A 14,883-nucleotide genomic window follows, 5' to 3' on the forward strand; every position below is an offset into this window, starting at 1 on the left:
TCTACTCAGCCTCAGCCTCGGCGGGAGCGTCAGCTCCAGCAGGGGTCTCGGCCGGAGCCTCTTCCTTGGCGGACTTCGGCGCCTCGGGAAGGATCACGGAACCCTTCTCGGGGGCCACGAAGGCCTCCTTGCCCTTCGGGGTCCTCAGCGTGCCCTCGGTGCCCGGAAGGCCCTTGAACTTCTGCCAGTCACCCGTGATCTTGAGGATCGCCGCAACCTGCTCGGTCGGCTGGGCGCCGACACCGAGCCAGTACTGGGCACGCTCCGAGTTGACCTCGATGAACGAGGGCTCCTCGGTGGGGTGGTACTTGCCGATCTCCTCGATCGCACGGCCATCGCGCTTGGTGCGCGAGTCGGCGACGACGATGCGGTAGTACGGGGCGCGCATCTTGCCGAAGCGCTTGAGACGAATCTTAACGGCCACTGTTGTGGTCACTCCTGTATCTGAACATGAGGCGAGCCCGGACTTTTCCGCTCCCGTGGGGCGGGCCGTACTTTGCCAGGGCTCAGATGGACGCAATGGGCACGGAGAGAGGGGGCCGGGCACATCGAGTACCTGACTATTGTGCCACAGATGGCGGGCTGGTCAGGAGCCTGCCCAGACGTAGAGCTCCTGCTTGTCGGAATCGTCGACGTCGGCGGCCAGCTTGGCGAGCTGTTCGACGTACCCGTAGGCCTCCTGGGCGTCGAACGGGAGGTCTTCCTGGTCGACCCAGGCGGCAGCGACGCGCTCGACCGCGTCCGCCTCGCCCTCCTCCGACTCGTAGGCGAGGAGCTCCGCCAGGGCACGGACCATGGTGGTGGGGACAGCGAGAAGGCTGTCGGAGCCGACGTCGACCATGGTCAGCTCGTAGTCGGCTCCCGCCGCGTGCACTGCGGCGCCGACGAGCGTTCCGAGCTGCTCTATCTCATAGTCGGAGACGCCGGGGATGCGGAGCCCGCCGTTGTCCTCGGCGGCGGCGGCGCCCCCGTCCAGTTCCGCGGCGCGGCTGATCGCCTCGGGATGGGTGGCGACGAAGATCTCGGCGAAGGGACTGGGAGCGGACACTTCTTCCCCCTCTACGGGCTCTGGGCGGCTCGCCCTGATCAGCGGCTCATCGTGCCGCGCATGCGCGGACACGATGAGCGTAGCGCAGCAGGACTCAGGCTTCCACGACGGCCATGCGGAGGCGGTTGCGCCACGGGTCCTCGAAGCGGAGTTCCGCGCCCGTGTGCGCAGTGGTGATCCCTGCGGCCTTGAGACGGTCGGCCGCGGCCAGGATGTCGTCCTGTCCGGGAACACCGATCAGGACCTCGCCGAGGCCGAGGGTGTCCTTGCGGGGTCCGGCGCCGCGGGAGTTCCACACATTCATGGCCATGTGGTGGTGGTAGCCACCGGCGGAGACGAAGAGCGCCTGGCCGTGCCAGCCCGCCGTCCGTTCGAACCCGAGGGTGTCGACGTAGAACTTCTGCGCCGTCTCGATGTCGCCGACCTGGAGGTGGACGTGGCCGACTCCGGCCGACGACTCCTGCTGGCCGCCGAGCGAGGCCTCCGTGAGGTTCTGGTTGAGGAAGGCCTGGGGCGGAAGGGGAAGGCTGTCCATGACGACCTGGCCCCCGTTCCACTGCCACGTGTCACGGGGCTTGTCGAAGTAGAGCTCGACGCCGTTGCCCTCCGGGTCGGTGAAGTAGAACGCCTCGGAGACGAGGTGGTCGGCACTGCCGGCGAACAGCCGGGGATCGTACTGCGCGGCCGTGGCGACAGTCGCGGCCAGGTCTGCACGGTTGTCGAAGAGGATCGCGGTGTGGAACAGGCCCGCCTCGCCCCGGCCGGGGATCTGGAGGCCAGCGGCGGGGCTGAGGTGGATGACCGGCACGCCTCGACGGCCGAGGTAGACACCACCGAGCGATTCGCTGATCGGAACGAGGCCGAGCGCACGCTGGTAGTAGTCGAGCATGAGCTTCATGTCGCCGACCTTGAGCATGACGGTGCCCATGCTGAGGTCGGCGGGAAGGAGGTCTTGGGTGTGGACGGCGGGGGAAGTCATCGTGTTCTCCTACTGCTGGGGTCTGGCATCAAGTGTACGTTTACTTGAAGCTTCAAGCAAGCCCCTTTATTCCTTCCCTCCCCTGCGATCCGCACGCCGTCGCGCAGCACGTGGAGCGGCGAGGCGAGCGTCGCCGCCTCGCGCCGGGGATCCTCGGCGTAGAGCACGACGTCGGCCGGGTCGCCTTCGGCGATCCCCGCGGCTCCCAGCCAGTCACGGGCAGCCCACGCGGCGGCATCGAGTGCGGCCGGCACCCCGATCGCGCGCGCGAGCTCGGCGACCTCGTCGGCGATCCGTCCGTGGGCGATCACGGTGCCGGCGTCCGTGCCCGCGTAGATCGGGACCCCGGCGGCGTGCGCCGCGGCGATCCGCTCATGCCTGCCCTCCCACAGCGCGCGCATGTGCGCCGCGTAGCGCGGGAACTTTGCCTCGCCGCGGTCCGCGATGCCGGGGAAGGTAGCGATGTTCACGAGCGTCGGGACGATCGGGATCCGCGACTCCGCGAGACGTGGGATGTGGCGTACCTGGAGGCCGGTCGCGTGCTCGAGGCAGTCGATGCCGGCGTCGAGGAGGTGGTCGATCGTCTCCTCGGCGAACGTGTGCGCCGTGACACGCGCACCTTCCCCATGCGCGGCGGCAACGGCCTCGCGCACGACGGCGGGCGGGAACGCGGGTGCCAGATCGCCGGCGTCCCGGTCGATCCAGTCCGCGACGATCTTGACCCAGCCGTCCCCCGCACGCGCCTCGGCGCGTACCGCGTCGACGAGGCCCTCGGGATCGACCTCGAGCGCGAGGCCGCGCAGGTAGCGGCGGGACCTCGCGAGGTGCCGCCCGGCGCGCACGAGGCGCGGAACGGCGTCGTGCGTCCGGAGGAAGCGCGTGTCGGTGGGGCTGCCGCAGTCGCGAACGAGCAGCACACCCGCGGCGGCCTCGGCGCGCGCGTGGGCGAGGGCCGCGTCGCGGTCCGGCGCACCGCCGGCCACGAGCCCGATGTGGCAGTGCGCGTCGACCAGGCCCGGGAGGACCCAGCCCGCGAGCTGCACGGCCGGACCCGGCGGTTGGGTATACGTGATCCGGCCGTCGACGATCCACGCCTCGGCGCACTCCTGAAAGGGACCGAGCAGCACGGGACCGGTCAGATGGAGGACGCTCTGCACGCGTCCAGCCTATAGATCGTGCTAGGGTCCAACGCGTCCACACGGGTGCCCTCGCAAGGGCTGAGATCAGGCTGACGCGGCCTGCGACCGTCGAACCTGTCCGGGTCATGCCGGCGTAGGAAGTGAGGGCTCAGCACATGAGCACATCTGAAATGGAACAGCACCCCGCCCACTCGCTCGCATTCGTTACCGACGAGGAGCACGGAATCCGGGTTCCCGTCACGGAGATCGCGCTCGACGACTCGCCCAGCGGAGAGGCGAACAGGCCGCTGCGCGTGTACCGGACCTCCGGACCCGGCAGCGATCCCGTGGTGGGACTGCCGCCGTTCAGGGCTGCCTGGATCGCCGAGCGCGGCGACACCGAGGCCTACGACGGCCGCGAGAGGAACCTCCTCGACGACGGCCGCTCGGCCGTGCGCCGCGGCGCGGCGTCCGAGGAGTGGAAGGGCGCCAAGCCCGTCCCGCTCCGGGCCAAGCGCGGCCAGCGCGTGACGCAGATGCACTACGCGCGCCACGGCCTCGTCACCCCTGAGATGCGCTTCGTGGCGCTCCGGGAGAACTGCGACGTCGAGCTGGTCCGGTCCGAAGTCGCGGCGGGACGGGCCATCATCCCGAGCAACATCAACCATCCCGAGTCTGAGCCGATGATCATCGGCAAGGCCTTCCTCGTGAAGATCAACGCGAACATCGGCAACTCGGCCGTGACCTCCTCCATCACCGAGGAGGTCGACAAGCTCCAGTGGGCCACCAAGTGGGGCGCAGACACGGTCATGGACCTCTCCACCGGCGACGACATCCACACCACCCGCGAGTGGATCGTGCGCAACTCCCCCGTGCCGATCGGCACCGTGCCGATCTACCAGGCCCTCGAGAAGGTCAACGGCGACGCGGCCAAGCTCACATGGGACGTCTTCCGGGACACCGTGATCGAGCAGTGCGAGCAGGGCGTCGACTATATGACCATCCACGCCGGCGTGCTCCTGCGCTACGTCCCGCTCACGGCGGACCGCGTCACGGGCATCGTCTCGCGCGGCGGCTCGATCATGGCCGGCTGGTGCCTCGCACACCACCAGGAGAACTTCCTGTACACGCACTTCGACGAACTGTGCGAGATCTTCGCGCAGTACGACGTCGCGTTCTCCCTCGGCGACGGGCTGCGCCCGGGCTCGACCGCGGATGCGAACGACGCCGCGCAGTTCGCCGAACTCGACACGCTCGCCGAGCTGACCAAGCGTGCCTGGCAGTACGACGTGCAGGTGATGGTCGAGGGGCCGGGCCACATCCCGTTCCACCTAGTCCGGGAGAACGTCGAGCGGCAGCAGGAGCTATGCGACGGCGCGCCCTTCTACACGCTCGGCCCCCTCGTGACCGACGTCGCGCCCGGATACGACCACATCACCTCGGCCATCGGCGCCACCGAGATCGCCCGGTACGGCACGGCGATGCTGTGCTACGTCACGCCCAAGGAGCACCTGGGGCTTCCCGACAAGGACGACGTGAAGACGGGCGTGATCACGTACAAGATCGCCGCCCACGCCGCCGACCTCGCCAAGGGCCATCCGGGAGCGCACGAGCGCGACGACGCCCTCTCGAGGGCCCGCTTCGAGTTCCGCTGGCGCGACCAGTTCTCGCTCTCCCTCGACCCCGCCACCGCGGAGGCATTCCACGACGAGACGCTCCCCGCGGAGCCGGCCAAGACCGCGCACTTCTGTTCGATGTGCGGGCCGAAGTTCTGCTCGATGCGCATCTCCCAGGACATCCGGAACGAGTTCGGGTCCAAGGAGGCGCAGGAGGCGATCGCTGGAATGGCCTCCAAGTCCGAGGAGTTCATCGCGTCGGGCGGGAAGGTCTACCTGCCGGAGACCATCTCGGTCGGTTCGCCGGAGCCGTCGGCGCCGTAGGCCGGATCCCTCCGCGCCCGCGGCCAGGATGCAGCGGCGGGGTGCGGGCAGGCGACGGCGGAAGGGGCACCTCCGCTTTCGGAGGTGCCCCTTCCGCCGTCGTGCGCTCAGAGGCGCTACCTGCCGAGGTACTTCTCGAAGCCCTTGGGCAGGTTGAGCGAGGACGGGTCGAAGTCCTTGGCCTGCGCCCCGCCGAAGGAGGAGCCCTGCGCGGCGTCGAGCGCCTTCGACGCCCCGGCGGCCCGCCGCGCCTCGGCCTCGCGCTGCTGCTGCGCCGCCTTGGCCGGGTTGCCCGACTTCGCCTTCTTCTTGCCCTTGGCCGGGCCCTTCTTCGAGCCGCCCATCCCGGGCATGCCGGGCATCCCCGGGATCCCGCCGCCCTGCGCCATCTTGCGCATCATCTTCTGGGCCTGGCCGAACCGCTCGAGGAGGCCGTTGACCTCGGAGACGTGCACGCCCGAGCCCTTCGCGATGCGGGCACGGCGCGAGCCGTTGATGATCTTCGGTGCGACGCGCTCGTGCGGGGTCATGGACCGGACGATGGCCTCGACGCGGTCGATCTCGCGCTCGTCGAACTGCTCGAGCTGCTGCCGGAAGTTCTGGGCTCCCGGCATCATCATGAGCATCTTCTTCATCGAGCCCATCTTGCGGATCTGCTGCATCTGGGAGAGGAAGTCCTCGAGGGTGAAGTCCTCCTGGTCGGCGAACTTCTTCGCCATCCGGGCGGCTTCGTCCTTGTCCCAGTTCTTCTCGGCCTGCTCGATGAGCGTCAGGACGTCGCCCATGTCCAGGATGCGCGAGGCCATGCGGTCGGGGTGGAACAGCTCGAAGTCGTCGAGGCCCTCGCCCGTGGAGGCGAACATGACCGGGCGTCCCGTGACGGACGCGACGGAGAGTGCCGCGCCGCCGCGCGCGTCGCCGTCGAGCTTCGAGAGCACGACGCCGGTGAAGTCCACGCCCTCCTCGAAGGCCTTGGCGGTGTTGACCGCGTCCTGGCCGATCATCGCGTCGATGACGAACAGGACCTCGTCCGGGTTGACCGCGGCCCGGATGTCGGCGGCCTGCCGCATCAGCTCGGCGTCCACGCCGAGGCGGCCGGCCGTGTCGACGATCACGATGTCGTGGAGCTTCGCGCGGGCCTCGGCCACGCCGTCGCGGGCGACGGCGACCGGGTCGCCGGTGGGTGCCTCGAACTCGGACTGGATGCCGGGATGCGGGGCGAACACGGCCACGCCGGCGCGCTGGCCGACCACTTGAAGCTGGGTGACCGCATTGGGGCGCTGGAGGTCGGCAGCCACGAGGATCGGGGAATGCCCCTGGCCCTTGAGCCACTTGCCGAGCTTGCCGGCCAGGGTCGTCTTGCCCGCACCCTGGAGGCCCGCGAGCATGATCACCGTGGGCGGGTTCTTGGCCAGCCGAAGGCGCCGGGTCTCGCCGCCGAGGATCGCCTGGAGCTCCTCGTTGACGATCTTGACGACCTGCTGGCTCGGATTCAGCGCACCGGAGACCTCCGCGCCGAGTGCGCGCTCGCGGATCCGTGCCGCGAAGTCGCGGACCACCGGCACCGCCACATCGGCGTCGAGGAGCGCACGCCGGATCTCACGGACGGTGGCGTCGACATCCGCCTCGCTCAGGCGGCCCTTGCCGCGGAGATTCTTGAACGTCGCAGTCAGACGGTCCGAGAGGGAGTTGAACACGTGCCCCAGTCGCTTTCAGTCGAGGTTCGATGAGGCCGCCTTCCAGTCCGCGTGGACCGGCAGCGGCGGCCGACCCGCCGAGAGACGGGCCACGGCCATCCTTAAGGTTACCAACCGGCTGGGGGGTGGCATGCTGGGGTCGTGACGACGCACACAACGGATACAGCGCAGGCCGCCCAGACCTCTCCGGAGCGCTCAGCGGACGCTGTCAGGAGCCTCCTCATCCTCGGCGCCTCCGGTGACCTCACGGGCCGGCTCCTGTTCCCCGGCCTCGCTCGGCTGCTGGCGTCGGGCCGGCACGCCGGCCTGACCGTGGTGGGGGCAGGCTCGGATCCGTGGACGCCCGAGCAGTGGAGCGAGCGCGTCCACGACGCCACCGAAGAGGCGCTCGAGCACGCGACGGACGTGGGCCGCCGGGAACTGGAGCGCATCCGCCGCGAGTCGATTTACGAGCAGGTGGACGTCACCGCCCCCGGGGCTCTGGCCGACGTGCTCGCTCAGCTTCCCGCGCCGGTGGCCGTCTACTTCGCGCTCCCTCCGGCCGTCAGCCAGAAGGCGTGCAGCCTTCTGAAGGCCTCGGACCTCCCTCCGGGGACGCGCCTGGTCCTGGAGAAGCCGTTCGGCTCCTCCGAGGCCTCAGCGGCGCAGCTCAACGACACGCTGCGGCAGCTGGTCCCCGAGAGCCAGATCCACCGGGTGGACCACTTCCTCGGCAAGGGTACGGTCCTGAACATCCTGGGCCTGCGCTTTGCCAACAATTTCCTCGAGCCCGTGTGGAACCGGGACCACATCCAGAAGGTGGAGATCATCTTCGACGAGGACCTCGCGCTCGAGGGCCGCGCCCGCTACTACGACAGGGCGGGGGCCCTGCGTGACATGATCCAGAGCCACCTCCTCGAGATCCTCGCCATCCTGGCCATGGACGCCCCGGCACACCTGGATGAGCGCGACCTCCGCGACCGGATCAGCACCGTGCTGCGCTCGGCGCTGGTGGAGGAGCCGTTCACCTCGTCCACACGGCGCGCGCGCTACACAGCCGGCAGCATTGCCGGTCGGGAGGTGCCGGACTACACCGCAGAGCCCGGAGTGGACCCGTCCCGCGGCACCGAGACCCTCGCCGAGATCACGGTCACGCTCCAGAGCTGGCGCTGGGCCGGCGTGCCGTTCATCCTCCGGTCGGGCAAGGCCCTCGGGGCCAGGCGCAAGGAAGCCGTCATCACCTTCAAGCCGGTCCCGCACCTGCCCATCGGCTTCAGCGGCGTGGACGAGCCGAACCAGCTCCGCATCGGGTTCGGCCCGGACATCCTCCAGCTGGACGTCGACGTGAACGGCCCCGGCGACGTGCTGAGCCTCAATCGGGTCACCCTCGATGCCGATCTCGCGGAGACCGACCTGCTGCCCTACGGGGAGGTGCTCGACGGCGTGCTCAACGGCGATCCCCTGCTCTCCGTCCGCGGCGATACGGCCGAGAGCTGCTGGCGCATTGTCCAGCCAGTCCTGGACGCGTGGGCCGCGGACGGGGTTCCGATGGAGACCTACGCGGCGGGCAGCCTGGGCCCCTCTGATTGGCCGACCTCGGCCGAGGCCGAGGGCACGACCGAGGGCGAGGCCGAGGGCACGACCGAGGGCGAAGGTGACCGGCGCGGAGGCGCGGCCGGGAACGGCTGAGGATTGCGGGCTCGAGCCGCTGCGGCTCTAGCCGCTGGCTCAGATGGCCGCGGCGCCGCGCTCCCCGGTGCGGACCCGGACGGCGTCCTGCACGTCCATGATCCACACCTTCCCGTCCCCTTGGGTGCCGGTGGAGGCGGCGATCACGATCGAGTCGAGGATCTCGTCCGCCTGCTCGTCCGTGGTCAGGACCTCGATGCGGATCTTGGGGATGAGGTCCACGCTGTATTCGGCCCCCCGGTAGACCTGCACGTATCCGCGCTGGCGGCCGTAGCCGCTCGCGGCGCTCACCGTGAGGCCTTGGACGCCTTCGGCCTCGAGGCGTTCACGGATGTCATCGAGCCGTTCGGGGCGCACGATCGCGGTGATGAGCTTCACCTGCCCACAGTACCCGCGGAGACCGCGTTCGCTCGCACCTCCCCGGCGTGGCCGGAGTGGGAGGGCTGGCCCAGACGGTCGAGGTGCTGCTCGAGCAGCGCCTCCACAGTGTGCTTGACGCCGAGGGGATGGAACCCGGCGCCTCCGGAGGACGGCATGGCGAGTGCGGCATAGGCGGTCTCGGCGTGGATGACGAGGTCCACGCCGGTCTCCTCGACGTCCTGTGCGACGCGGAAGCCCATGACGGCCTTGATGGCGAGCCCGAGGCCGAGTGCGATGGCGAACGAGTAGCCCAGCACCGCGACGACGCCGAGCGCCTGGACGCCCAGCAGGGTGAATCCACCGCCGAAGAGCAGTCCGCGGCCCGGCACCGGAGCCGCGGGATCCGCGGCGAGCCCGATGAACAGGGTGCCCACGACGCCGCCCACGAGGTGGACACCGACCACGTCGAGGGAGTCGTCGAAGCCGAAGCGGTACTTCAGGCCCACGGCGAGAGCGCAGATCGCGCCAGCCAGGAGGCCCAGGACGATCGCGGCGACCGGGTCGATCGAAGCGCACGACGGCGTGATGGCCACGAGGCCGGCGACGGCGCCCGAGGCTGCGCCGAACGAGGTGGCGTGCCCGTCACGGACCTTCTCGACCAGGAGCCAGGACAGGATCGCCGCGCAGGGCGCGATGAGCGTGTTGATCCAGGCGATGCCGGCCGTGCCGTTCGCGCCGAGCGCGGAGCCGGCGTTGAAGCCGAACCAGCCGAACCACAGCAGGCCGGCACCCAGCATCACGAGGGGGAGGTTGTGCGGACGGTGGTCGGGATCCTTGCCGAACCCGATCCGCTTGCCCAGGACCAGTGCGAGGGCCAGGCCCGCGGCGCCGGCGAGGACCTCGACCGCCGTGCCGCCGGCGAAGTCGATGAGGCCGAGGTGGTTCAGCCAGCCCCCGATGAACACCCCGTGCGCGTCCTTCTTGGAATCGAACACCCAGTGGGCGACGGGGAAGTAGACGAGCACCGCGAACGCCCCGGCGAAGACCATCCAGGAACCGAACTTGGCGCGGTCCGCGATCGCGCCGGAGACGAGGGCCACCGTCACGGTCGCGAAGACGCCTTGGAAGCCGACGAACACGATCTCCGGGATCGTGCCCACGAGGGGCATGTCGGACCCCGTCGCGAGGAGGTTGTGCAGCCCGAAGTCCTCGAACGGGTTGCCCATGAGACCGTCCCCGGCGTCAGTGCCGAAGGCCATCGAGTAGCCGAACAGCACCCACAGGATGCCGACGAGCGCGAGGGCCCCGAAGCTCATCATCATCATGTTCAGCATCGACTTCACGCGTGTCATGCCCCCGTAGAAGATGGCGAGGCCGGGTGACATGAGGAGGACGAGCGCAGCCGAGACGAGGACCCAGGCGGTGTCGCCAGTGTTCATGGGTGAGGCCTTTCGGGGACGGTGTCGCGGTTCCCCTCAAGAATCCCGTTCCGGTGTTTCGGCGTCGCGCCGCGCGTGTTGCGGCCCTGTTACAGAACTCTCCCCAGCGTTTAAGGCGCGTCACCGGCGCGTTAACGCCGTGTTTCGCGCGGAGAGCGGACGACGGCGGGTGGGGCCGCCGTCGTCCGCTGCACTGGCCGTGAGGCCGCTATACCGCCGCGGCCCCCCGCTCCCCCGTCCTCACCCGGATGGCCTCGTGGACGTCGACCGTCCAGACCTTGCCGTCCCCGGCGCGGCCGGTGTTGGAGGTGGTGATGATGACGTCGAGGATGTCGTCTGCCTGCTCGTCGGTGGCGAGCACCTCGATCCGCAGCTTGGGCAGCAGGTCGACGCTGTACTCGGCGCCGCGGTAGACCTCGGTGTACCCGCGCTGTCGGCCGTAGCCGCTCGCGGCGCTCACGGTGAGGCCCTGGACGCCGTAGGCCTCGAGGCCCTCGCGGATGGCATCGAGCTTCTCCGGGCGGACGATCGCGGTGATGAGCTTCATGCCTTGACCTTCTTCTCGGTGTTCTTCTCCAGCGGTGCCGCGAGGAGGTCGTCAGCGTTGAATGCGGCGACGTCGGCCTCGGCCTTGGCGCCCAGCGGGTGGAAGCCCGAACCGCCCGATGTGCTCGAGTAGGCGGTCTCCGCATGGAGCGCGATGTCGACGCCGGCCTCCTCGGCCTCGGTCGAGACCCGGAAGCCCATGGTCTTGGAGATGATCCAGCCGATCACCAGCGAGATGACGAAGGAGTAGACCAGCACCGAGCCCGCGCCGAGCGCCTGCTTGCCGAGGAGCTCGAAGCCGCCGCCGTAGAACAGGCCCTGGCCCTTGGACGGCGCGCCGGGCCCCGCCGCGAGGCCGATGAAGAGCGTTCCGACGATGCCGCCGACGAGGTGGACGCCGACCACATCGAGCGAGTCGTCGTACCCGAAGCGGTACTTCAGGCCGACGGCGAGGGCGCAGACCGCCCCGGCGAGGAGGCCGAGCATGATGGCCCACAGCGGGGAGATCGCGGCACACGCGGGGGTGATGGCCACGAGGCCGGCAACGGCACCCGAGGCCGCGCCGAGGGACGTCGCGTGGCCATCGCGCAGCTTCTCCACGATGAGCCATCCGAGCACCGCGGCGCAGGGGGCGACGAGGGTGTTGATCCAGGCGAAGGCCGCGACGCCGTTGGCGCCGAGGGCGGAGCCGGCGTTGAAGCCGAACCAGCCGAACCACAGCAGGCCCGCGCCGAGCATCACGAAGGGGAGGTTGTGGGGACGGTGGCTGGGATCCTTGCCGAAACCACGGCGCTTGCCCAGGATCAGGGCGAGCGCCAGGCCGGCCGCGCCGGCGTTGATGTGAACCGCGGTGCCGCCAGCGAAGTCGATCACGCCGAGGCCGTTGAGCCAGCCGCCGATGAAGGTGCCGTTGGCGTCCTTGTTTGCGTCGAAGACCCAGTGGGCCACGGGGAAGTACACAAGGATGGAGAAGAAGAAGGCGAACACCATCCAAGCGCCGAACTTGGCACGGTCCGCGATCGATCCCGAGATGAGTGCAACGGTGATGATCGCGAACACTCCCTGGAAGCCCACGAACGCGAGCTCTGGGATGGTGCCGGCCAGCGGCATGTCGTCCCCAGTGGAGAGGACCCCGTGGAGGGCGATCTTGTCCAGGTTCCCGACAAGGCCGGCGGCCGCGTCGGTGCCGAAGGACATCGAGTAGCCGACGAGGACCCAGAGCACGCCCACGAGGGCAATCGCACCGAAGCTCATCATCATCATGTTCAGCACGCTCTTTGCGCGCGTCATACCGCCGTAGAAGAACGCGAGCCCGGGTGTCATGAGCAGCACGAGCGCTGCGGAGGCGAGCACCCAGGCGGTGTCTCCCGCGCTGAGGGTGGGGGTCATGGCATCTGCCTTTCGAGCGGTGGAGGGACCTTTCGCCACTAGATTCCTCCCCCGGTGTTTCGCCGGATCGCGGGCCACATTGCACCGCCGTTACAACTCGCTCCTGCGCGTTAAGGCTGGATCACGGGGGTGTTTCGCGGCTGTTTCGCTAGGGTTGGTCCATGCCCCGCACCACCCCGCGCACCCCTGTGCCCCGCGACGTCTGGGTGCTGGTCGCCGCGGCCTTCGTCATCGCGGTGGGCTTCGGCCTCGTCGCTCCCGTGCTGCCGCAGCTGGCGACGAGCTTCGGGGTGGGCGCGACTGCGGCCTCGGTGATCGTCAGCGCGTTCGCCCTGTCCAGGCTCCTCCTCGCCCCGGCCGCAGGCTCCCTCGTGGACCGCCTCGGCGAACGGCCCGTGTACGTCACAGGCCTGCTGCTCGTGGCCGCCTCGAGCGCGGCCTGCGCCTTCGCGCCGGACTATTGGACCCTCCTGGCGGTGCGCGGGCTCGGCGGCATCGGCTCCACCATGTTCACCATCTCGGCCTCGGGCCTGATCGTGCGCCTCGCCCCGCCCGAGGCGCGCGGCCGCGTGAGCGGGCTGTACGCGGCGTCGTTCCTCATGGGCAGCATCGCGGGTCCCGTGCTCGGCGGCCTCCTCGCCGTCTTCGGCCTGCGGGTGCCGTTCCTCGTCTACGCGGCCGCGCTCGTCGTGGCGGCTGCCGTGGTCCAGGCGCTGCTGGGGCGCGGCAGCATGCCGCACCGGCGCACGACGTCGGGCGGCCGCCCCGCGCTACAGCTCTCCGAGGCGCTGCGCGAGGCGCCGTACCGGGCGGCCGTGGGCTCGAACTTCGCCAACGGCTGGGCGGCCTTCGGCATCCGGATGGCGCTCGTACCGCTCTTCGCCTCAGCCGCGCTCGGTGCGGGCCCCCAGGCCGCTGGGATCGCGCTCGCCCTCTACGCCGCCGGGACGGCCGCCGCCCTCACCTTCACCGGCCGGCTGTCCGACCGCTTCGGCCGGCGGCCCGTCGCCCTGGTCGGTCTCGTGTGGACGGCCGTTCCCACCGCCTTCCTCGGGGTGAGCGGTTCGGAGCCGGTGTTCTTCGCGCTCTCAGTTGCCGCCGGCTTCGGGGCCGGCTTCCTCGGCCCGTCCCTCCAGGCCACGGTGGCGGACACCATCGGCTCGGACCGCAGCGGCGGCCGGCCCCTCGCGGTGTTCCAGATGGCCTCGGACGTGGGCAGCATCCTGGGCCCGCTCGTCGCCGGGGCCCTCGCAGACAGGGTCGGCTATGGGTGGGCGTTCGCCGTGTCCGGGGCATCCCTCCTCGCGGCGGTGCCACTGTGGGCTGGCCGGCGCCACCGGCTCCGTCCCGACACGGACGCCGCGCCGGGGCACGCTGCCGTCCGGGAGGAATGACGGTGTGTCCCGATGCCGCGCGTCCGGCGCGGCGGGTCCGGGTCGACGTCAGGCGAGGATCGCGTCGACGAATGCCTCGGCATCGAACGGGGCGAGGTCGTCCGGGCCCTCGCCCAGGCCCACGAGCTTGACCGGCACGCCCAGCTGCTTCTGGATCGCCACGACGATGCCGCCCTTCGCAGTGCCGTCGAGCTTGGTCAGCACGATGCCCGTGATGTCCACGACCTCGCCGAAGACCTTGGCCTGCGTGAGGCCGTTCTGGCCCGTCGTCGCGTCCAGGACGAGGAGGACCTCGTCCACCTCGGCCTGCTTCTCGATGACGCGCTTGACCTTGCCGAGCTCGTCCATGAGGCCCACCTTGTTCTGCAGGCGGCCCGCCGTGTCGACCATGACAACGTCGGACTCCTGCTCGATGCCCGCCTTGACGGCCTCGAAGGCCACCGAGGCGGGGTCAGCGCCGTCGACGTCCGACTTCACGGTGGGCACGCCCACCCGGGCGCCCCACGTCGCGAGCTGCTGGGCTGCGGCGGCACGGAAGGTGTCCGCCGCCCCGAGGATCACGTCCTTGTCCTCGGCCACGAGGACGCGGGCGAGCTTGCCCACGGTTGTGGTCTTTCCCACGCCGTTGACGCCCACCACGAGCACGACCGCGGGCTTGCCGTCAACACGGGAGACCTTGAGCGAGCGGTCCATGGTCGGGTCGACCAGCCTCACCAGCTCCTCGCGGAGCATGGCCTTGACCTGCTCGGGGCTCCGCGTGCCCATGACCTTGACCCGGTCGCGGAGCGTGTCCACGAGCGCCAGGCTCGCGTCGGTGCCGATGTCCGCGAGCAGGAGGGTCTCCTCAACCTCGTCCCACACGTTCTCGTCGATGCTGTCGCTCGACAACAGGGCCAGGAGCCCCCTGCCGAAGAGGGTGTTGCTCTTGACCAGCCGTTCGCGCAGGCGCTGGAGGCGCCCCGCCACCGGCGCGGGGGTCTCGGTGGGGACCGTCTCGGTGACGGCCTCGTCGAGCACGTCGGCAGTGTCCTGGCCGGCCGGCACCTCCCCCTCGGGCTCGGCCGGGGCCGGCAGGGTGCCCACGCCTCCGGGCGCGGCGTGGTCGGCGTCGAGGACGCTCGGCTGGCCGGGGGTGATGACCGGGTCGTTGGCGTCGCGGGGACCGGTGTAGTCGATCTTCTTCCGGCGGCCGCTGACGAGGCCGATGACGCTCCCGGCGACGATCAGGACCACGATGACGACGATGATGATGGGCAGCAGGGCGGATAGGTCTGTCACGGTTCCTAGCTTCTCATAGCCCCGCCG

General features: G+C 70.1%; 13 protein-coding genes and 1 riboswitch. Of the genes, 3 read left to right on the plus strand and 10 right to left on the minus strand.

Annotation, left to right across the window (positions count from 1 at the left end; translation table 11 throughout):
- Window position 1: 1 nt before the first annotated feature.
- From rpsP to IE231_RS04675, 4 genes are all read right to left on the minus strand, one after another.
- Window positions 2-424 (minus strand): 30S ribosomal protein S16, encoded by a 423-nt coding sequence (gene rpsP / locus IE231_RS04660; protein ID WP_189692782.1) that lies wholly within the window; start codon window positions 422-424, stop codon window positions 2-4.
- 162 nt (window positions 425-586) lie between these two features.
- Entirely contained in the window at window positions 587-1,048 is a 462-nt protein-coding gene (locus IE231_RS04665) for a hypothetical protein (RefSeq protein WP_189692783.1), read from the minus strand.
- Window positions 1,049-1,142: 94 nt separating this feature from the next.
- Entirely contained in the window at window positions 1,143-2,027 is an 885-nt protein-coding gene (locus IE231_RS04670; protein WP_189692784.1) for a VOC family protein, read from the minus strand.
- Window positions 2,024-3,184 (minus strand): amidohydrolase family protein, encoded by a 1,161-nt coding sequence (locus IE231_RS04675; protein WP_189692785.1) that lies wholly within the window; start codon window positions 3,182-3,184, stop codon window positions 2,024-2,026. Before IE231_RS04675 ends, IE231_RS04670 begins: the two co-directional genes overlap by 4 nt.
- A gap of 31 nt (window positions 3,185-3,215) precedes the next feature.
- Window positions 3,216-3,323, plus strand: a riboswitch (TPP riboswitch).
- On the opposite strand from IE231_RS04675, the gene thiC reads away from it, so the two are divergent.
- Window positions 3,322-5,085 carry a phosphomethylpyrimidine synthase ThiC gene (gene thiC / locus IE231_RS04680; RefSeq protein WP_189692786.1) on the plus strand — a complete coding sequence of 588 codons (1,764 nt, stop codon included), beginning with the start codon at window positions 3,322-3,324 and terminating at the stop codon, window positions 5,083-5,085. Its footprint overlaps the riboswitch before it by 2 nt.
- Window positions 5,086-5,201: 116 nt before the next feature.
- On the opposite strand, the gene ffh is transcribed toward thiC, so the two are convergent.
- On the minus strand, window positions 5,202-6,782 hold the full coding sequence (ffh, locus tag IE231_RS04685) for a signal recognition particle protein (protein WP_189692787.1): 1,581 nt from the start codon (window positions 6,780-6,782) through the stop codon (window positions 5,202-5,204).
- Between the two features lie 141 nt (window positions 6,783-6,923).
- On the opposite strand from ffh, the gene IE231_RS04690 reads away from it, so the two are divergent.
- Window positions 6,924-8,450 (plus strand): glucose-6-phosphate dehydrogenase, encoded by a 1,527-nt coding sequence (locus IE231_RS04690; RefSeq protein ID WP_189692788.1) that lies wholly within the window; start codon window positions 6,924-6,926, stop codon window positions 8,448-8,450.
- Between the two features lie 39 nt (window positions 8,451-8,489).
- Here IE231_RS04690 and IE231_RS04695 read toward each other — a convergent pair whose 3' ends face one another.
- From IE231_RS04695 to IE231_RS04710, 4 genes are all read right to left on the minus strand, one after another.
- Complete coding sequence (locus tag IE231_RS04695) at window positions 8,490-8,828, minus strand: P-II family nitrogen regulator (RefSeq protein WP_189692789.1); 339 nt, start codon at window positions 8,826-8,828, stop codon at window positions 8,490-8,492.
- The gene (locus IE231_RS04700; protein ID WP_189692790.1) at window positions 8,825-10,249 is read right to left on the minus strand and encodes an ammonium transporter; all 1,425 of its coding nucleotides are present in this window, start codon (window positions 10,247-10,249) and stop codon (window positions 8,825-8,827) included. The genes IE231_RS04695 and IE231_RS04700 overlap by 4 nt, the downstream gene beginning before the upstream one ends.
- 208 nt (window positions 10,250-10,457) lie before the next feature.
- Window positions 10,458-10,796 carry a P-II family nitrogen regulator gene (locus IE231_RS04705; protein WP_189692791.1) on the minus strand — a complete coding sequence of 113 codons (339 nt, stop codon included), beginning with the start codon at window positions 10,794-10,796 and terminating at the stop codon, window positions 10,458-10,460.
- Window positions 10,793-12,184, minus strand: a complete 1,392-nt coding sequence (locus IE231_RS04710; protein ID WP_189692792.1) for an ammonium transporter — start codon at window positions 12,182-12,184, stop codon at window positions 10,793-10,795. The genes IE231_RS04705 and IE231_RS04710 overlap by 4 nt, the downstream gene beginning before the upstream one ends.
- Before the next feature lie 161 nt (window positions 12,185-12,345).
- Here IE231_RS04710 and IE231_RS04715 point away from each other — a divergent pair, with 161 nt between their 5' ends.
- A complete protein-coding gene (locus tag IE231_RS04715) occupies window positions 12,346-13,578 on the plus strand; it encodes an MFS transporter (RefSeq protein WP_189692793.1) in 1,233 nt (410 codons plus the stop codon).
- 48 nt (window positions 13,579-13,626) lie between these two features.
- On the opposite strand, the gene ftsY is transcribed toward IE231_RS04715, so the two are convergent.
- On the minus strand, window positions 13,627-14,856 hold the full coding sequence (gene ftsY, locus IE231_RS04720; protein WP_189692794.1) for a signal recognition particle-docking protein FtsY: 1,230 nt from the start codon (window positions 14,854-14,856) through the stop codon (window positions 13,627-13,629).
- Between the last annotated feature and the right edge of the window lie 27 nt (window positions 14,857-14,883).

The organism is Sinomonas cellulolyticus (assembly GCF_014656475.1).
GTDB classification, from domain to species: Bacteria; Actinomycetota; Actinomycetes; order Actinomycetales; family Micrococcaceae; genus Sinomonas; species Sinomonas cellulolyticus.

Bases quoted from the DNA above. Each gene is read 5' to 3' on its own strand.
- IE231_RS04670 (WP_189692784.1), bottom strand. From the start codon at position 2,027: ATGACTTCCCCCGCCGTCCACACCCAAGACCTCCTTCCCGCCGACCTC.
- thiC (WP_189692786.1), top strand. From the start codon at position 3,322: ATGAGCACATCTGAAATGGAACAGCACCCCGCCCACTCGCTCGCATTC.
- IE231_RS04700 (WP_189692790.1), bottom strand. From the start codon at position 10,249: ATGAACACTGGCGACACCGCCTGGGTCCTCGTCTCGGCTGCGCTCGTC.
- IE231_RS04705 (WP_189692791.1), bottom strand. From the start codon at position 10,796: ATGAAGCTCATCACCGCGATCGTCCGCCCGGAGAAGCTCGATGCCATC.
- IE231_RS04710 (WP_189692792.1), bottom strand. From the start codon at position 12,184: ATGACCCCCACCCTCAGCGCGGGAGACACCGCCTGGGTGCTCGCCTCC.
- IE231_RS04715 (WP_189692793.1), top strand. From the start codon at position 12,346: ATGCCCCGCACCACCCCGCGCACCCCTGTGCCCCGCGACGTCTGGGTG.